The sequence below is a fragment of the Couchioplanes caeruleus genome, from assembly GCF_023499255.1.
GTDB classification, from domain to species: Bacteria; Actinomycetota; Actinomycetes; order Mycobacteriales; family Micromonosporaceae; genus Actinoplanes; species Actinoplanes caeruleus_A.
This window is the reverse complement of sequence record NZ_CP092183.1, coordinates 6,708,642-6,727,263: the sequence shown is the minus strand read 5'-3', so window position 1 is coordinate 6,727,263 and position 18,622 is coordinate 6,708,642. Positions and strand designations below refer to the sequence as shown.

The following is an 18,622-nucleotide window of genomic DNA, read 5'->3' as shown; positions in this document are numbered from 1 at the left end:
CCGCGGATCAGCCGGGTGTGCGGTGCCGCAGGGCGGTGAGCAGCGCGGCGGGCACCTCGGGCTCGTCGAGCGTCACCGCGAACCGGCGGCCGTCGCGCAGGCGCAGCACCAGGCCCGGACCGCTGCGCAGGACCAGCGCGCTGCGCCCCGGCGCGACCCGGTATCCCCATCCGCCCCACTCCATGGGCGCGATCCGGGCGGGCTCGGCGGTGTCGATGTCGGCCAGCGCGATCCGCTTCAGCGGCACCCCGATCAGGCCGGCCACCAGGCGCAGGCCGCGCCGGTCGGCGGTGACCCGGACCCGGGCGAACAGCAGGGCGGCGGCCAGCGGCAGCGCCAGCACCGGCCACACGGCGGGTGCGGTGGTCGCTGCCGCCACGGCGACCACGGCCGCGGCGACCAGGCTGACGCCGAGCAGTACCGGCGAACGCAGGGTGCTGCTGTACGCGACGCGCTCGGTGGGCTTCAGCTCGAGCGGGTCGACGAGCGGCACGTCGGCGGGCGCCGCCGGGGGACGCGGACCGGCCACCGCAGCGACCACGAATCCCCAGGCGAGCCCGGCGAACACCAGCAGGAACCGCCATCCCAGCCGGGCCTCGGCCGGGTTCGCCAGCGTGGCGCGGGCGGTGGCCAGCCAGATGCCCGCGGCGGCGCCGGAGACCGCACCCGCGGCCGTGAGCAGGAAGCGGGCGCCGGGGGTACGGGCCGCCACGGCTGCCGCCACCCCCGCGGCCACCCCGACGACCAGCAGCGTCGCCCAGAACCACGACGCCGAACCGAACCCGTCCGCCGCTCCCGTGCCGTTCCAGTGCGTGGCGATGCGCTCCGGGAGCCGCCCGTGCCACGCCGCCCACGTCAGCCCGAGGACGCCCACGGGCAGCCAGACCATTGCCGCCGCCACCACAAGTCTTCTCACGACTGGGCCTCCTTCACGATCGCGATCATCTCTGCCTCCTGCAGGCCCTGCCGGCGTGCCTCGTCGACGAACCGGCGGGCCAGCTCCACCAGCCGCAGCCGGGTGGCGTCGGCATCGTCGCGGACCACCGCGCCCCGGCCGCGGCGCAACTCGATCAGGTTCTCGTCGCGCAGCTTCGCGTACGCCCGCAGGACGGTGTGCAGGTTGACGTCGAGCACGTCGGCGAGCTCCCGGGCGGACGGAAGCCGCTCGCCCGCCACGAGCTCACCGCGCACGACCCCGCCGCGCACCTGAGCGGCGATCTGATCCGCCAGGGGTTCGGCCGCTGCCACGTCCACCCGGAACAACATGTTTGCATTCTACTATAACAACTGTAGAAGCGGAACGGGGGTCAGAGGCGGCCGGCGGCCTTCAGGACCAGGTAGACGTCGGAGACCTTCGAGGCGAAGCTCTCCCGCGGCTCGTCGACCACGATCACGCCCTGCTGCTCCAGCAGCGCCTTGACCCGCTCACGTTCCGCCAGCGCGAGCTGCGCGGCCGCCGCCAGGTGGACGTCCTCGGCGGTCGCGCCGGACTCCGGCAGGTGGGCGAGCCGGGCGGTCTCCGGGTCGCGGACGCTGGCCAGCACCACCCGGTGCCGGGTGGTCAGGCGGCGCAGGATCGGCAGGAGGCCCTCGATGATGGGGGCCGCGTCCAGCGCCGAGAAGATCACGACGAGCGCCCGCTTGTGGTCGCGGCGCAGCAGCTCGCCCGCGGCCAGGCCGAAGTCGGTCTCCACGAGGGCCGGCTCCAGCGAGGCCAGCGAGCTGATCAGCCGGGGGAGCTTCGTCCGGTGGCCGCCGCCCTCCACCTTGGCGCGTACCGCCGTGTCCAGGGCGAGCAGGTCGACGCGGTCGTCGGCCTTGGCGGCCAGCACGGCGAGCAGCAGCGCGGCGTCGATCGCGGCGTCCAGGCGGGGCTCGTCGCCGATGCGGGCGGCGGACGTACGGCCGGTGTCCAGCACGCACACCACGCGGCGGTCGCGCTCCGGGCGCCACGTGCGGACCATGACGTCGTGCGTACGCGCCGACGCCCGCCAGTCGATCGAGCGGACGTCGTCGCCGATCACGTACTCGCGCAGCACGTCGAACTCGGTGCCCTGGCCGCGCCCGCGGGTCACCACCGCCCCGTCGAAGACGCGCAGCTTCGCCAGCTTCTCCGGCAGCAGCCGCCGCGACGGGAAGCGCGGCAGCACGCGCAGCGTCCACGGCGGGGTCACCGCCTCGTTCCACTTCTGCGGCCGCTGCCGGTACGCGAGCCCGAGCGGCCCGTACGAGCGCAGCGTCACTCGGACCGCGGGCCGGTCACCATGCCGGGTCGGGGTGAGCGTGGTGGTGATCCGGTGCTCCTGACCGGCGAGCAGGTTCATCCGGTGCTCGGTGCCGTCCGCGCCCGCCGACGGCACCCAGCGGTCCCGCAGGCGCAGCCACAGCGGCCGCCGCGAGGTGTTGGCGACGGTCAGGGTCGTGGTCGCCGTACCGCCGAGCCAGACCGTCTCGTCCCCCTCGCGGCGCAGCGTCACCGCCGTCAGCGGGGCCGCGACCAGGGCGTCGAGCAGCGCCGCGCCGCCGGCGATCGCCAGCACGACCGCCGTCAGCAGCCAGGGCGAGGGCAGCAGCGCGGGCAGCGGCACGCCCAGCGCCAGCAGCAGCGCGAAGCGCCTGGTGACCACGGCCGGCTCAGCGGGGCGCGGGTACGGCGCCGAGCACGGTCCGCAGCACCGAGTCGGTGGAGACGCCGTCCAGTTCCGCCTCGGCGCGCAGGCGTACCCGGTGGCGCAGCACGGGGATCGCGAAGGCCTTCACGTCGTCGGGCAGCACGTACTCCCGGCCGCTGAGCCACGCGCGGGCCTTCGCCACCGCCAGCAGCGCCGTCGTGCCGCGCGGCGAGGCGCCCAGCTCGAGCGCCGGGGACATCCGGGTGGCCCGGCACAGGTCCACGATGTACTCGAGCACCGGCTCGGCGACCGCCACGCCGCGCACCGCGGCCCGCCCGGCGGCCAGGTCGGCGGCGGAGGCCACCGGGCCCACCCCGGCGGCCTTGAGGTCGCGCGGGTCGAAGCCCTGATGGTGGGCCCGGAGCACGCCCAGCTCCTCCTCGCGCTCCGGCAGCGGCACGGCCAGCTTCAGCAGGAACCGGTCCAGCTGCGCCTCCGGCAGCGGGTACGTGCCCTCGTACTCGATCGGGTTCTGGGTGGCGACCACGATGAACGGCTCGGGCAGCCGGCGCGACTCCCCGTCCGTGCTGACCGTGCGCTCCTCCATCGCCTCCAGCAGCGCCGCCTGGGTCTTCGGCGGGGTGCGGTTGATCTCGTCGGCGAGCAGCAGGTTGGTGAAGATCGGCCCGGGCCGGAAGTTGAACGCGGCCGAGCGGGCGTCGTAGATCAGCGAACCGGTCACGTCGCCGGGCATCAGGTCCGGGGTGAACTGCACCCGCTTGGTGTCGACGTCCAGGGCGGTCGCCATGGTCCGGACCAGCAGCGTCTTGGCGACGCCGGGCACACCCTCCAGCAGCACGTGGCCGCCGCAGAGCAGCGCGATCACCACGCCGCCGACCACCGCGTCCTGGCCGATGACCGCCTTGGCGACCTCGGTCCGCAGCCGCTGCAGGGCGTCGCGGGCCGCGATGGCCTCCACGGATACCGAAGACGTCACGTCAGATTCCCCTCGTCCGGTGCCTGTCGCCAGTTCTGCTGCCCGGTCACGTACCGGACCAGGGTCTGCACGGCCGTCGCCGCGCGGACCAGTTCGCCGTCGCTGTCCTCGACGCTGCCGGCGAGGACGTGCCGCACATCGTCCACCGGGTGGCCGGTGTCCGCCGCGACCCGCTCGGCGAGATCGTCCGCCGGCGTGTCCGCGGGCAGGTCGTAATGCTCGGCCAGGCGGGCCAGCGCCGCCGACCGTACGGTGGCCAGCGACGTGCTGCGCGCGCCGGCCCGCCGGTAGAGGCCGCCCAGCCCGCGTACGGTCTCCGCGGCCCGTACCCGTACCGGCAGCGGCTCGGCGACCGGGGCGCCCAGCCGCCGGGCGGACGCCAGTGCCAGCGCGATCGCCGCCGCGACGAGCAGGGCGAGCGTGGCCCACACCGCGGGCGGGAATGCGCGCGCCAGCGGGCTGTCGGTGAGCGCGGTGCCGCCCCCGCCGGTCTGCCCCTCGCCGTCCCGCGGCTGCCCGGTCGACGGGTCCCGCGGCTCGCCGTCCTGGTCGCTGCCCGTGCCGTCGCCGTCGGCGCCGCCGTCGGTCCACTCCGGGTCGTCCTGCTCGTACGGGTCCTGCGTGGGTTGCGTGCGCGGCGGCCGCTCCCGCTCGTGCAGGTCCAGCCAGAGCACCCGGTCGTTGCGGCTCAGCAGGGCCGTCGCGAACGCGTGGTTGGCGTGCTCGTCGGCCCGGTCGTTGCGGAACGGGTCCACGGCCCCGACCAGCGTCACGTCGGCGAGGCCGCTCACCTGGAACTCCGCGACCCCGTCCTCGAAGCACTGCACCGCGTCGTACGCGCCCCCGTCGTAGCGCCACCGCAGCGTGGCCGCGGCGCCCGCCGAGGAGAACGGCGCCGAGCAGCCCGGCTGCGGCGCGGCGGCGGTCCACCGCGGACCGGCGACGGGAACGTCGAGCCCGGCGGAATCCAGCTGGCCCTTCCGCGGTGCGACCAGCACGACGCGCACCCCGGCCGGCAGCCGGACCAGCCGGTCCAGGTACGCCGGATGAACCAGCTCGGGGGCGGCCACGAAGACGGTCGCCGAGCCGTTCGCGGCCACCGCGGCCAGCACGTCCTCGGTGCTGGTCCGCACGTCGACACGGATCCCCCGGCGGGTGAGCTCGTCGGCGAGCAGCCGGGCGCCCTCGCCGTCGTCGCTGGTGGGGGAGAGGAACGCGGCGTCGGTCGGGTCGGGCTGCTGCACGGCGTGCGCGATCCCGGTCGTGGTGGCCAGGCCGGCCACCACCGCGAACGGCAGGGCGAAACGCAGCCAGCGGCGGTTCCTCACGGCGTACCGCTCTTCATCCGGGCGCGGACCTCACCGGTCAGAGCGCGCATGTGGTCGTCGAGGGCACGGTGCGCGGGGCGGTCGCCGTACCAGATGTCGGAGAACAGCTCGGTCGCGCCGCCCAGCGGTGCCGCCACCGACGGGCGCTGCGCGGCTGCCGTCGCCGCGACCTCCGCGGCGGTCGTGCCGGGCAGCGGCGAGACCACCCCGGCGGCGGTGAGGTCGCCGACCACGTCGCGCAGCCGCTGCCGGATCGCCTCGGCGTAGCGCCCCTCGGCGGCCAGCCGGTCGGCGAGCAGCGTGCCGTCGGCCAGCACGACACTGGGCCGGAACTCCGGGTCGACCGCCGCCTTCGCCGGTCGCGCGGGCTTCGGTGCCTTCTTGCGGCGGCGCCACCGCGGCAGCCGCCAGCGCGGCCTGCGCAGCCGCCAGCGCGGCATCCGCCGCGGCACCCACGCCGGGTACCAGTACCAGAGCGCGCCGGTGATCCCCGCGGCCACGAGCAGCAGGAACAGCAGAAGGGACGGCGGAACCACGTCGAAGACCGCAGCGGCGAACTCGTCCCACACCCGGGTCACGGCGCGTACACCAGGGGTGCGGCGTCGTCCTCGCCCCGGCTGCGGGCCCGGCTGATCGCGATGTCCAGCCCCTCGGTGCGGATCCGCGTCTCCAGCAGCAGCACGGCGTCGACGCAGCCCAGCGCGGCGTACGCGATCGTGTTGGCGAACGCCCACGCCAGCGGGGTCAGCCAGGTCAGCCAGCCCGGCCGGTCGCCGGAGACGATCGCGAAGACGGCCACCCACCCGGCACCCAGCACGATCCGCACGGCGAACCACGTCAGGTACGCCGCCAGCCGCGTCCACGCGCCCCGCATCCCGTTGCGCGCCGCGAGCCGCGCCGCCCGCCCGAAGCTGCCCGTCCGGTCGATCACCAGAACGGCCCCGACCAGGCCGAACATCCCGTACGCGAGGAGCCACCCGACGAACCCGCCGAACGCGGCCACCCCGCACAACCCGGCGAACACGATCGCAGCCGGCAGCGTCAGTACCGGCCGCGCCCGGCGCCACAGGGCCCGGTTCGCCAGCGGACGCCCCAGCAGCGCAGGCCCGGCGGCCGCGGCGGCCAGCGCCCCGAGCACGCAGATGATGAACGCCTCGGCGGCGAACCCGGTGGCCACGACCAGCCACCACAGGCCGAAGCTGCCCTTCGCCGGCCCGTACACCGGCGGACTGGCCGACGCCAGCTCCCGCAGCGGCATCAGCGCGGCCTGCTCCAGCACGGCCAGCACGCCGGCGGTGACCAGCAGCGGCAGCGCCCGCGCACGCAGCAGCGTCATGGCGGCGTCCAGCAGCTCACCGAGCGTCATGGGACGCAGCGGCAGGTCCGGCTGCGCAGGCATGGCGGCGATCCTAGGCGATCCGGGCACTTCGGTGGGCGGCGCCGTCGGGTCACCCGGCCCGGGCGCGTTCCAGGACCTCTTCCGTGGTGGGAGGGCTCTGCGGGTGGTGGGACAGCGACCACGGTGCCTGCATCTTGACGAACTCGCCGCCCTCGATCGCCGCGTAGAACTGACCGACCTTCAGGCGGGCGATGTCGGAGACATCGCTGCCCTTGGCGCGGGCGAGCTCACGCGCCGTAGCGATCTGGGTCGGGTGGTTGAGCAGCCCGAAGAACTGCGTCGCGGCGTTGCCGGGGATGCGGTTGTGCAGGCCCTTGGGGGCCTGGGTGGCGAAGACGAGTCCCAGGCCGTACTTACGAGCCTGCGAAGCCAGCACCAGGGTGCTGTGGGTGCAGGCAGTCATCGCTCCCGACGGGGCGAGGGTCTGTGCCTCGTCCATGACGAACAGGCTGCCGAGCGGGCGGTCACCGGCCGGGTTCCGCTTGATCCAGGCGAAGAGCGCCAGCTGTAGCTGGTTGACGAAGCTCTGTCGCTGGGCGTCGTCCGTGAGGCCGACGAAGTTGACCACCGAGACCCGGGCCCGAAAGCCGGCCGCAGGGGTCAGCAACAGGCCCGGATCGGTCGGTGCGCCACGGCCGCCGAACAGCGGGTCGTTCACGGTGGTGGCCATGAGCAGCTGAGCCAGGCCGGCGGCGATCTTCGGGGCGTCGTCGATCTGGCTCACGCCGTCCGGGAGGTCGCTGAGCAGGCCGATGAACCCGGGCAGGTCGCTGGCCCCCGTACGGGCGTATCCGATCAGCGCCTCCCGCAGGACCGCCTGGCCGAGCAGCGCTCTGCCTGCGGATCCGTCCACCTTGGCGCGCGGTGCGAGGGCGGCGACCGCGGAGTCGATGCCCGCGGCGAACACGTCGGGATCGTCGAGCATTCCGGCGAAGTCCGGCAGCGGTTGGAAACTGAGGGGCCGGCCGCTCTCCCGGCGGGGCGTCCACACCACGACGTCGGTGTTCCGCAGGTATTCCGCCGAGCGAGCGGTGTCCGCCTCCCGCCATCCCGGTGGCGGGTCGGGCCAGGGGTCGCCGAGGCGCGAGAGGTCGTTGTTCGGGTCGAGCACGATCGCCGACACGCCGCGCAGGGCGCACTCCTCGACCAGCCGGCGGATGAGGACGGTCTTGCCGGACCCGGACCCCGCGAAGATGGCGGTGTGCTTGCGGAGCGCCGCAAGCTCGACGGTGACCGGATGCCCATCGTCGAACGCGGAGCCCAGGAAGATCCGGTCGTCCCCACCGGCATTCAGGTCGGGTGCCGGCGCGGGTGCCGGCGCGGTGGCGGTCTCGGTGGCGGCCGCCTCGGTCGGTGGCGCGCCGAGCGCCTCTCCCAGGACCGTGATGGATGAGGTGGGGCGGCGGTCCTGGAACCACGGGCGCAGCTTGTCGTAGCCGTACTCCTCGATGAGGACGCGCAGAGCCATGAGCTGCGCGACGTCCGTCTCGGGAAATCCGATGCGACGACCGCCGGCCGACTCCAGGGCTTTGATCACCTCTCGTGTCCGGGCTCCCTTCGACCATTCGGCGTTGCGCAGGAGGAACAGTCGCCGCCTCGTCTGGCCCTCGACGAGGCCTGCGGCGGTCTGCGCGTTACGGATGCGGTTCAGCACCGCGATGTGGTGGGTGGCACCGATCGCCCGGAACGCCCAGTGCGCCTCGTCCTCGGTAGCCTCGTCCAGGCTGCGCCGCAGGCGAGCGTGCAGGGGCGGCTTGGTGCCCGGGCCGGGGTCGACACCGAAGGTGCCCTCCGGTTCCGCCCGTTCCCCGATCCATGCCTCCAGGCCGGCCTGCAGCAGGGCCGGGACGACGTCGTCCTCGGTCGCTGGATCCAGGGCCGGGCCGGGTTGCGCCCGCTCGACGAGCTCGGCGTACCGGGTGTCGAAGAGCGCCAGATCGCCGGGCGCCACGACGACCCGCTCGGCCGGGCCGACCGGAGCGGTCGGGAGCCCTTTCAAGAGGTGCTCCAGCTCGTGCACTTCGTCGGTGCTCAAACATTCCCGTACGTGATTGTCTACGGTGCGCAGCAGCTCGCGGGGCGTGAATTGAACGGCCTCCACGAACGCCTCGGGCGCGACCGGCCACGTGTCGTGCGGCGGCGTGAAGCCGACGGTCTCGAACTTGGCGGTGAACCGCTTGCTCACCAGCTCCCGGCCGATCTCCGGCGTCGGGATGAGCTTCAGGTCCACCGCTTCCCGGAAGCGGTCCTGGACCGTGTTGGTCGCCTTGGTCTTGACGAGCTCCCAGACCGTCGGCAGGCAACTGACCACGGACAGCGTGCGCCGGGTCGTCTCCCGGAGGGACATCAGACCGCCGGCAATGTGCTCGAGCAGCAGCGATCCCGTCCAGGCCGACTGGACGCTGGGGTCACTGGACTGCGCGGTCTGGAACACCAGCGGGTCGATCTGGTCAACGGCGACGACTGCAGGGCCGGTGAGAGCGAGCAGGCGGGAGACGTCCCGGACGACCTCCTGTGCGGAGCGGCGCCCGCGTCGCATGCCCCAGCTCGCGCGATCCCCGGCTTCTTCCTCGTCGTTGGAGCACAGGAAGTCGTGGCCGATGTCCTGGGCGTGGGCGTCGTCGGCAGCGTGGAGCACCAACGCGCGGGCGGTGTCCTGCGCCTCGACACCGACCTGCCGGTCGGTCTTGCGCAGCAGGTCGATGAAGGCGTCCAGGGTGCCCCGGCTCAGTGTGGTTTCGCCGATGACCGCCCGCCGGACGCCTCGTGGCGCGCCTGCCCGGTCGGCGAGGCGACGCAGGAAGAGCACCAGTTGACTGTCTCCGTCCGCCGGCTGCCGGGTGAGGCCTTCCACCATGGACAGGGCTGCGCTGCGCCAGAACGCGCTCGCGTCGAGGAGGCTGATCAGGAAGAAGTAGCCGCCCCGGTTCTGGACCTCTTCCCGTACGGCGCCGAGCAGATGGGTTTTCCCCGTGCCGCGCTCCCCGAGCAGCGCGACGCCGACCGGGCTGGAGTCGTCCTGGTCGCGAGCCTCGGCGAAGCCGTCCAGCACCATGTCGAGCGCGGTCCGGTGCAGGCCCGGGACGTGGAACGGCGGCGGCCGCCAGACGTCGTCCGCGGTCGGCGCCCAGTTGAAGCGGAGCGCGGACAAGGCCCGCCGCTCGTCGTCGGTGATCATCCGATGGCGAGGAGATGCTTGTCCTGGTTGCCGATGCTCACCGCGGCGGCCCGGTCGGCGTCGGTCAGGGTCTTCTGGTTGGCCTCGGCGAAGACGCGGACGCCTGCCTCGGTGTTGAGGGCGATGAGTGCTTCGTCCACCTGCGCCCGCTCGATGCCCGGCAGTTCGGAGCGCAGCCGCACGAGCTTGACCGCGTCGCCGGGCCGCTGGGCGAGACCGTCATACGCCTTGCGGATCAGCGCCACGATCTCGTCGAGGGCGTGGATGCGCCGCTGCGCGACTGGTTCCTGCCCCGGCTCGCGCTGCGCCTCACCGGGCTGTGTGAAGTATTCCGAGAGGGCCATCCCGGAAGCGTCGAGGAATTGTCGCAACGCCGCCACCTGCGCATAGATGGCGGCTCCCTGGTAACCGGAGCGGGCCGGAGCCTCGGTGCCGATCACGTCGAGCACGTCGCGATTCCAAGCTTTGTCGCTGAGGTTGAGATGAATACGCCGCTTTTCCTCGCGGACCTCGATGAGGCCCAGCTTCCGCAGGTTTTCGCGATTCTCGCGCTTGAGCTCAAGGCCACGCAGATTCTTGAGGTCCGCGTTGGAGATCTCCTGTGCCTCACGCATCATGATCAGCAGAGCGCAGGTCTCGACGAGCTTGAGCTTTCCGTCCGACATGCAGGCGCTCCTCAGGTGTTCGCGACGGCGGCGGCCGCATCGGGCCGCGGCGATGGGCCGATTCTGCCGAGGAGTGCGAGCCGCCGCAAGGTCCACTGTGCGGATTCGGATACCCGACAGTAATCCGGGTTGAATGATCTTTGCCGTGCCGCCCGAGGTGCGCTGCTGGAACGTTTGTTCGGACCGGTAAAAGCGATCTTGATAATGGCCGGTTGCCCTTCGACGTGCGGCATGCGACATTGCCATCGGCGTTTGTGCGGCGCCCATGATCGAAATTCCTGGAGGCTCGACCGATGTCGTCCGAAGTCGTCCGGTACCGAGTCGACGCCGACACGGTCGCCCAGATCGAGATCGAGCCGGTGGACGGATATCGGCCCGCAGGCGTGGGTGACATCGTCGCAACGGTCCGGGAATCGGCGGCGCCGGCGGTGGCAGCCGCCAAGGTCGTGCTGGACGAGGTGCGCCAGGCGGCGCCCGACGCCGTCGAGGTGAAGTTCGGCATCAAGGTCAGCGGCACCGCCAACTGGGTGCTCGCCAAGGCCGCCACCGAGGCCAACTTCGAGGTCACCATGATCTGGAAGCCGGGCCCCGCCGGCCGGGGCTGACCGGAGCCGGCCATGACGAAGGCGCCCGCGGACCCGTGGACGGTGGCGGTCCACGCCACTGAGGCCGACACGACGCCGCTCGGCGCCGGGGTGGTCATCGACCGGCACCAGGTGCTGACGTGCGCCCACGTCCTGTGGGCCGAGGGCGAGGTCCGCGACGAGGTCTGGATCGCGTTCCCGAAGGCCCGCGGGGTCGGTCCGCTGCAACGGTGTCGTGCCCGTCTCGCCCACGACGGAGCCGCGTCCAGACAGGTCGACGTCGCTCTGCTGGAGCTGCTGGCGCCGGCCCCACCGTCGGTCCGCCCTGCACGGCTGCGCTGCGCCGCACCACACGAGTTGAGCGGCAACTCGTGGTGGGCGTTCGGGTTCCCGGGCGGCGGCCCGCACGGTGGGTCGGCCAGCGGCACTGTGGGCGATCCGCTGGGCTACGGCCTGGTGCAGCTCGACAGCTCGTCCGCGCCCGGGCTCAAGAAGGGCTTCAGCGGCGGGGCGCTGTGGTCGTACGACTACGAGGCCGTCGTTGGGCTGATCGTCGCGGAGGGCGACGGCAACGGGCACGCGCTCACCCTGTACCACGCCGATGACCAGCTGCCCGATCTCAAACTGTCGGTGCTGGCCGGGTGGCAGGCCGAGGATGCGGGCGACGCGGCCCTCGCGGCGTGGGGCTGGGTCCTGGCCGACGACGAGGAAGCGCGCCGCCATTGGCTCCCGAGAGCCCGCGGCGTCGCGGTGCACGGGGAGGGTGGATCGCGCTTCCGCGGTCGCGCCACCGCGCTCCGGATGATCAGGACCTGGCTCGACGTCGCCGCCCCGCCGGCCCGTCCGCTCATCGTGACCGGGTCGCCCGGCGTGGGGAAGTCCGCCGTGCTGGGCCGGATCGTCACGACGGCGGACGCCGCCGTGCACACCGCCCTGCCCCCGGGCGACACGGCCGTGACGGCGACCGTCGGTTCGGTCTCCTGCGCCGTGCACGCCAAGGGCAAGAGCGCCCTGGAGGTCGCCACGGAGATCGCCCGGGCCGCTGCAGTCGCGTTGCCGGCCGACCCGGCGGACCTCATGCCGGCGCTGCGCGGGCGCTTGAGCCGGCGGCCCGCGCGCTTCAACCTCGTCATCGACGCGCTGGACGAGGCTGTCTCACCCGGACAGACTCGCAAGCTCATCAGGGATGTGGTGCTTCCCCTCACCCACGAGCTCGCCCGCTTGGGCGTGCAGGTGGTCGTCGGCACCCGGCGCGCCGACGACATGGGGGACCTGCTGACCACGTTCGGACCGGCCGCCGAGATCATCGACCTGGACGCCCCCGAGTACTTCGCCGAGGCCGACCTCGCCGACTACGCCCTCGCGACGCTCGGCGGCGCGGATCGGCCGGGCAACCCGTATGCGGACGAGCGCGTCGCCGTGCCGGTGGCCCGCCGGATCGCCGCCCTGTCCCGGGGCAACTTCCTGGTTGCCGGGCTCGTGGCCCGCGCCCGGGCCCTGCAGGACCGGCAGGCGGTGCCGCCCGAGGCGGTCGCCTTCGAGGCGACGGTCGCCGATGCGCTGGACCACTACATCGACGGCCTGCCCTCGGCCGGCTGGACGCCCGCTCGCCTCGCGTTGGCCGCGCTGGCCTATGCCGAGACGCCTGGGCTGCCCGTGTCGCTGTGGCGGGTGGCTGTTGAGGCACTGGGCGGCCGGATCACCGAGGAGGAGCTGACCTTCTTCGCGCGTACGTCCGCCGCCAACTTCCTGGTGGAGGGCGGCGCTGCGGCCACGCCTACGTACCGGTTGTTCCATCAGGCGCTCAACGAGGCCCTGCTCGGGGGACGGCCGGACGAACACGGCATTCTGGTGCACGCGTGGCTGCCCTACGCCCGCGCCACCGGATGGGGCACCGCGCCCGAGTACCTCCTGAGGTCCCTGCCTCAGCACGCCGTCCGTGCCGGCCTGGTCGACGATCTGCTGGCGGACGACGACTACCTGCTTCACGCCCATCTGGACCGTCTCCTGCCCGCCGCCGAGACGGCGACGACCGAGCTCGGCATCGCCCGGGCCCACCTGCTGCAGCGGACCCCCCATGCGCTGCAGGCCACGGCCACGGAACGGGCAGCGCTCTTCTCTGTCGTGGAGAAGATAGACGGCCTCGCCAGCAATCTGCGGCCGAGCGCGGAGCCGCCGTACCGGGCGCTCTGGGCGCGCACCCCCAGGCGACTCGAACGCACGGTGCTGGAGGGGCATTCGGACGCGGTCTACGACGTCACGGCGGTGCCGGTGGACGGCCGCAGCATGCTCGCTTCGGCCGGCGAAGACGGCACAGTGCGGCTGTGGGACCCCCTGACCAGCCAGACGGAGCACGTCATCGTCTGCCACGATGACTGTGTCCGTGGGCTCATCGCCGTCCGCGCCGGTCCGGTCACCCTGCTGGCCACAGCGAGCCACGACCGCACGGTGAAGCTCTGGGATCCCCGGAACTGCCAGTTGGTGCACACCCTGACCGGCCATGGCGACTGGGTCCGCAACGTGTGCACGCTTCCGCTCCAGGACGGTCGTGAGCTGCTCGTCTCCGGTAGCGACGACCGTACGGTCCGGCTGTGGGACCCGGTCGGCGGCACCTGCGTCGCCACGCTGCGCGGACACACCAACTGGGTGACGGCAGTGTGCAGGGTCGGCGATCTGGTGGCCTCCACCGGGCTCGACAGCACGATCCGGCTGTGGGATCCCGCCACGGGTGCGGCGGTGACAACGTTCACCGGACACTCCGGATGGGTCACCACATTGTGCGCGGTGGGCGACCTCGTAGCTTCGGCCGGCTACGACGGCACCGTACGCCTCTGGGACCGGCGTTACGCCGACGCTGTGGCCGTCTTCGACGTCGGCGCCGGACCGCTCACGGACCTGTGCACCATCGAGGCGGACGGTACGCTGGTGCTGGCGGTGACCGCCGAGGACGGCATCATCCGGCTGTGGGACATGCGTACGGGTGCCGAACGGCCGCCCATCAAGGGGTACGCCAACTGGATCCGGGCGATCTGTGATCTGCCCGTGGGCGACCGGCACTTCCTGGCGACTGCCGGTGATGACGGTGCCGTGCGGCTCTGGGACCCGACGACGGGCCGGACGGAGTCGGTCATGGACGGTGGCTTGCTGGGCGCGGTCGGCGCGCTCGCCGAGATGCCGGTTGCGGGGGAGACGCTCGTGGCGTCGACCGGCGGGGACGGGGTGACCCGGCTATGGGAGCCCGGCAGCGGGGAAGAGCGTCTGGCCCTGGCGTCGCACGGCACCACGGTGACGGACGTGGCCGCTTTGGTCGACGACGACGTCCACCTCCTTGCGGTATCGAGCGAGGATCGCGCCGTACGCCTCTGGGACGCTGACACGGGCGAACTGTTCAAGGAATTCAAGCAACACCACGAGCGCGTGAACGCGGTTTGCGCCGTCGATGGCCTGCTCGCCTCGGGCGCCGATGACCTCATCGTCCGGATCCGTGACGTCCACCAGGAACCCGACCGGGACCTCGCCCGTCCGTTACTCGGCCACGCCAGCTGGGTGACCGCGCTGACCTCCGTCCGCCACGAGGACCGGCACCTGCTCGTCTCCGCGGACAAGGACGGCGTGATCCGGCTGTGGGAACCGCGCAGCGGCGAGCTGCTCGGCGAACGACACGCTCACGACACGGTGAACGCCCTCGCCCCGTTCCCGCTGGGCGGCCGGGAGGTGTTGGTGTCAGCCGGTGCGGATCGGACGATCCGGCTCTGGTCGCCGGAGCAGCCGGCCCCGCTCGGGGTACTGACCGGACACAAGGCGCCGGTCACCGGGGTGTGTGCCGTGCAGTTCGGCGACCGTACGCTGCTCGCCTCCAGCAGTCTCGACCGGACCGTCCGGCTCTGGGACCCGCGGACGGGCCGGCTCGTGCGGGTCATCCCGGTGCACCACCAGGCGCTCGCGTGTGCGTACGTCGGCGGCGCGCTGGTCGTGGGTCTGGACCGGGGCATCCTGGCGCTCGCCACCGGTTGATGCGCCGCCGCCCTCGCCCATCGATGCATCGGCGGTTATCGTGCGTCGGTGGGCGCTCACGAGGTGCTCTCTTCTTTCTGTGAAAGGTTCTTCCATGGCGAATCCTTCGGTCTCGCGGCGCAGCATCCTGGCCGCGGCCGCCGCCGGCGCCGCCGCTCCGGTCGTCCTCTCCGGGGCGGCCGAGGCGCACGGCGGCCACGACGCCAAGACCTATGACCTCACCGTGCTCGGCACCTCCGACACGCACGGCAACGTCTACAACTGGGACTACTACAAGGACCTCGAGTACGACGACAGCGCGCACAACGACGTCGGCGTGGCGAAGCTGGCGGCGCTGGTCAACCAGATCCGCGCCGAGCGCAGGGGCAGGGCGACGCTGGTGCTCGACGCCGGCGACACGATCCAGGGCACCCCGCTGGCCACGTACTACGCCAAGCAGGAGCCGATCACCGAGACCGGCGAGCGGCACCCGATGGCCCGGGCCATGAACGTGCTGCACTACGACGCCGTGACGCTGGGCAATCACGAGTTCAATTACGGGCTGCCCCTGCTCAACCTGTGGATCCGCCAGCTCGGCTTCCCGGCGCTGGCCGCGAACGCCGTCGACGCGAAGACCGGGCGGCCCGCCTTCACGCCGTACGTGATCAAGAAGGTCTCCCTCGGCCGGGGCGCGCCGATGCTGCGCGTCGGCATCCTGGGTCTCACCAACCCGGGCGTGGCGATCTGGGACCGGGCCAACGTCGAGGGCAAGCTGGTCTTCGAGGACATGGTCGAGACCGCCGCGAAGTGGGTGCCGATCATGCGCGCCCGCGGCGCCGACCTGGTGCTGATCTCCGCGCACGGCGGCGACAGCGGTACGAGCAGCTACGGCCCCGAACTGCCCAACGAGAACCCGAGCGCGCTGATCGCCGAGAAGGTCCCCGGCATCGACGCGATCCTGTTCGGCCACGCGCACAACAACGTCCCGCAGCGGTTCGTGACGAACGCCGAGACGGGCGCGCAGGTGCTGCTCTCCGAGCCGTCGAAGTGGGGCCAGCGCCTCACCCGCATGGACTTCACGCTGGTCCGCGAGCACGGCCGCTGGCGCATCACCACCAAGAAGGCCGACACGCTCAACACGAACACCGTCACCGAGGACCCGAAGGTGCTCGCCGCGGTGCGGGCCCAGCACGCCAAGACCGTCGCGTACGTGAACCAGGTCGTCGCCACGTCCACGGAGGAGCTGTCCGCCGCCGAGTCCCGGTACAAGGACACGGCGATCCTGGACTACATCAACAAGGTGCAGACCGACACGGTCACCGCGGCGCTGGCGGGTTCCGCGTACGCGTCCCTGCCGGTGCTGTCGATCGCGGCGCCGTTCAGCCGGACCGCGGTGTTCCCGCAGGGCGACGTCAAGATCAAGGATGTCGCGGGGCTCTACATCTACGACAACACGCTGGAGGCCGTGGTCCTCACCGGCGCCGAGGTCAGGGCCTACCTCGAGTACTCGGCCAAGTACTTCGTGACGCTGCCGGTGGGCGCGCAGCCCGACCCGGCGACGATCAGCGACCCGGGCGTGCCGGACTACAACTACGACGTGTTCTCCGGCGTCGACTACGACATCGACATCAGCAAGCCGGTCGGCTCCCGCATCACCCGCCTCGAGATCGCCGGCGCGCCGGTCGCCCCGGACGCCCAGTTCGTGGTCGCGGTGAACAACTACCGGCGCAGCGGTGGCGGCAACTTCCCCGGCATCGTCAAGGCGCAGGTGTACAACGCGCAGCAGGAGATCCGGCAGCTTCTGATCGACTGGGCGCAGGCCAAGGGCGAGATCAACCCGGCCGACTTCTTCGTGCCGAACTGGCGGCTCGTGCGCGAGGGCGTACCCGTCTTCTGAGAACTGCTCGCTCGGGAGGGGCGCATCCCCCGATGCGCCCCTCCCGGGTCCCTCACCGGCCGGTCAGCGGCTTCCAGTCGCCGTGCTCGTCGGCCGTCACCATCACCTGACCCGTACGCCCGTCACTGAGCGTCAACTGGCACAGGTAGTCCCGCGTACCGTCGGGCCGCCGGTCACCCGCGGCCCGGCAGTCGGCATCCGTCGCGCTGATGTTCGCCTTCGCCAGCTGCCCGTCGCTGACGACGTTCTCCTGCAGCACCTTGACGGTGGCTCCCTCCCGCACCTCCAAGTAGGCCGGCACGCCCACCGCGAAGCCCGTCACGATCCAGAAGAACGAGCTGACCACGAGCATCGCCACGAACGTGACCCAGTAGGGTGCCGTGCCGTTGCGTCCCCGCCGGGCCTGATCGGCCCGCCGCGCCGCGGAGATCGCCCCGAGGACCCCGAACAGGAACGTGAAGACGGCCACCGGCCAGAGCGCCGGCGCCTGCGCGCGGGGCGCCTTCTGCATTTCCTCCGGGTACGGCACCAGCAACCCACCGACATGCGGCGCGGCCACGGGTACGACGGGCTCGGGCGTCTCGGGCGCGGGGCTCGGCGGCGCCCACGGGGGTGCGGTCGGGTACGCGGCCGGCGGGGGATAGGTGGGCGTCTGAGCACCGTACCCAGCCGGCGCGGCGTAGCTCGGCGGTACCGCGTAGCCGGCCGGGCTCGCATAGTCGGCCGGCTCTGCGTAGCCGGGTGGCTCAGCGTAGGTGGATGATGCCGCGGACAGGGCGTCGTAGTCGGCCTGCCCCGGGTAGCCGGACGGGGCCTCGTCGACCGGCCCGCCCTGCGCCACGACCCCGTACTGCGTGGCCGCCGGACGGTACTGCTCGAGGTGCTCGGCCGGCGGGTACTGCGCATGTCCCGCGGCGAACTGCGGGTACTCCGCGCCCACGGGGCCGTACGGGATCTGCGTGGTCATTCGGGGGGCCTTTCCGGTAGCGGCTCGGGTGCAGCGCCGTGCCAGGCCCCCTCCATCGGCCACGACCCCACGGACCTGAGAAGAGTGTTCCCCCCAGGTCCGCCGCCCCCGTCAGCCGTCGTTTCGTGCCGGGTCGTCCCCCGGGGTCACCTCGATCTGCATCTCGGTCATCCACTTCCGCTGGTCGTCCGGGCAGTCGAGGTAGATCTCCCGGGCGTACCCCTTGCCGACCGTGCGGTAGCCGCCCGCGTCGATCCAGTTCGCCAGCAGCTGGCCGGTCCGGAACGCCTCCGACATCGGCCCGTGGTGCACCAGCGTCGCGGCGTGCTCGACGGGCGGCAGCTCGACCACCTCGAAGCCCGGATCCGCCGGCACGTCGCCCCGGATCGGGAACGCCGCGTGCACGGTGATCGCCTCATCCGTCGCCCCCCGCGGATCGGGCAGGTAGTAGGCCATCGGCGACCCGCTGATCGTGATGCCCTGGCGTTCCAGGCGCTCCATCAGCTGCGGGTACAGCGGGGTGAGCGCAACGGTGATGTCGGGCCCGTCGTAGCTCGAGGCGGGCGCGGAAAGCTCCGCCACCCGCAGTGACGGGATGCTCTTGAGGATGACGTCCCCGGTGTCCATGTGTCCCTCGGTCTCGATCATGCGGAGACGTGCGTCGACCAGGGCGAGCCGCGCGGTGTTGGCGGCCATCTCCTCGGCCAGCTGGGCCCGCCGCAGCCGCAGCATCCCCCGGAGCTCGCCCACGTCGACCTTCTCGTCGAGCATGGTCTGCACCTGCTGCAACGAGAAGCCGAGATCCTTGAGGGCGAGCACCCGGTTGAGCACGGGCAACTGGTCCACCTCGTAGAACCGGTACCCACTGGCCGCGTCGACCCGAGCAGGCCGGAGCAACCCGATGGCGTCGTAGTGCCGCAACATCCGCACCGACACCCGGCCCAGGGCGGCGAAGTCTCCGATACTGAACATGGTCACCCCACGATCGGGCCTGACACGGTG

General features: G+C 72.4%; 14 protein-coding genes. 3 read left to right on the top strand and 11 right to left on the bottom strand.

Annotation, left to right across the window (positions count from 1 at the left end):
- Positions 1–7: 7 nt before the first annotated feature.
- Genes COUCH_RS31085 through COUCH_RS31045 form a run of 9 tightly spaced genes read right to left on the bottom strand, consistent with a single transcriptional unit; the run spans position 8 to position 10,446 of the window.
- Complete coding sequence (locus COUCH_RS31085) at positions 8–916, bottom strand: DUF1648 domain-containing protein (protein ID WP_249608757.1); 909 nt, start codon at positions 914–916, stop codon at positions 8–10.
- Complete coding sequence (locus tag COUCH_RS31080) at positions 913–1,266, bottom strand: GntR family transcriptional regulator (RefSeq protein WP_249608756.1); 354 nt, start codon at positions 1,264–1,266, stop codon at positions 913–915. Before COUCH_RS31080 ends, COUCH_RS31085 begins: the two co-directional genes overlap by 4 nt.
- Positions 1,267–1,307: 41 nt before the next feature.
- Entirely contained in the window at positions 1,308–2,627 is a 1,320-nt protein-coding gene (locus tag COUCH_RS31075; protein WP_249608755.1) for a DUF58 domain-containing protein, read from the bottom strand.
- 7 nt (positions 2,628–2,634) lie between these two features.
- The gene (locus COUCH_RS31070; RefSeq protein ID WP_249608754.1) at positions 2,635–3,609 is read right to left on the bottom strand and encodes an AAA family ATPase; all 975 of its coding nucleotides are present in this window, start codon (positions 3,607–3,609) and stop codon (positions 2,635–2,637) included.
- The gene (locus COUCH_RS31065; RefSeq protein ID WP_249608753.1) at positions 3,606–4,937 is read right to left on the bottom strand and encodes a DUF4350 domain-containing protein; all 1,332 of its coding nucleotides are present in this window, start codon (positions 4,935–4,937) and stop codon (positions 3,606–3,608) included. The genes COUCH_RS31070 and COUCH_RS31065 overlap by 4 nt, the downstream gene beginning before the upstream one ends.
- Complete coding sequence (locus COUCH_RS31060; protein WP_249608752.1) at positions 4,934–5,515, bottom strand: DUF4129 domain-containing protein; 582 nt, start codon at positions 5,513–5,515, stop codon at positions 4,934–4,936. The genes COUCH_RS31065 and COUCH_RS31060 overlap by 4 nt, the downstream gene beginning before the upstream one ends.
- Positions 5,512–6,336, bottom strand: coding sequence for a hypothetical protein (locus COUCH_RS31055; RefSeq protein ID WP_249608751.1), 825 nt, complete (start codon positions 6,334–6,336; stop codon positions 5,512–5,514). Before COUCH_RS31055 ends, COUCH_RS31060 begins: the two co-directional genes overlap by 4 nt.
- A 49-nt stretch (positions 6,337–6,385) precedes the next feature.
- Positions 6,386–9,514 (bottom strand): helicase HerA domain-containing protein, encoded by a 3,129-nt coding sequence (locus COUCH_RS31050; RefSeq protein WP_249608750.1) that lies wholly within the window; start codon positions 9,512–9,514, stop codon positions 6,386–6,388.
- Positions 9,511–10,446, bottom strand: coding sequence for a hypothetical protein (locus tag COUCH_RS31045; RefSeq protein WP_249608749.1), 936 nt, complete (start codon positions 10,444–10,446; stop codon positions 9,511–9,513). Before COUCH_RS31045 ends, COUCH_RS31050 begins: the two co-directional genes overlap by 4 nt.
- A gap of 26 nt (positions 10,447–10,472) precedes the next feature.
- Here COUCH_RS31045 and COUCH_RS31040 point away from each other — a divergent pair, with 26 nt between their 5' ends.
- The 3 genes from COUCH_RS31040 (at position 10,473) to COUCH_RS31030 (ending at position 16,653) form a co-directional block, all read left to right on the top strand.
- Positions 10,473–10,784: a CU044_2847 family protein gene (locus tag COUCH_RS31040; protein ID WP_249608748.1), complete on the top strand. Its 312-nt coding sequence runs from the start codon at positions 10,473–10,475 to the stop codon at positions 10,782–10,784.
- A 12-nt stretch (positions 10,785–10,796) separates the two neighbouring features.
- Entirely contained in the window at positions 10,797–14,777 is a 3,981-nt protein-coding gene (locus tag COUCH_RS31035; RefSeq protein WP_249608747.1) for a WD40 repeat domain-containing protein, read from the top strand.
- 94 nt (positions 14,778–14,871) lie between these two features.
- On the top strand, positions 14,872–16,653 hold the full coding sequence (locus COUCH_RS31030; protein WP_249608746.1) for a bifunctional metallophosphatase/5'-nucleotidase: 1,782 nt from the start codon (positions 14,872–14,874) through the stop codon (positions 16,651–16,653).
- Positions 16,654–16,705: 52 nt separating this feature from the next.
- On the opposite strand, the gene COUCH_RS31025 is transcribed toward COUCH_RS31030, so the two are convergent.
- Positions 16,706–17,620, bottom strand: a complete 915-nt coding sequence (locus tag COUCH_RS31025; RefSeq protein ID WP_249608745.1) for a hypothetical protein — start codon at positions 17,618–17,620, stop codon at positions 16,706–16,708.
- A gap of 111 nt (positions 17,621–17,731) precedes the next feature.
- On the bottom strand, positions 17,732–18,592 hold the full coding sequence (locus COUCH_RS31020) for a MerR family transcriptional regulator (protein WP_249608744.1): 861 nt from the start codon (positions 18,590–18,592) through the stop codon (positions 17,732–17,734).
- Between the last annotated feature and the right edge of the window lie 30 nt (positions 18,593–18,622).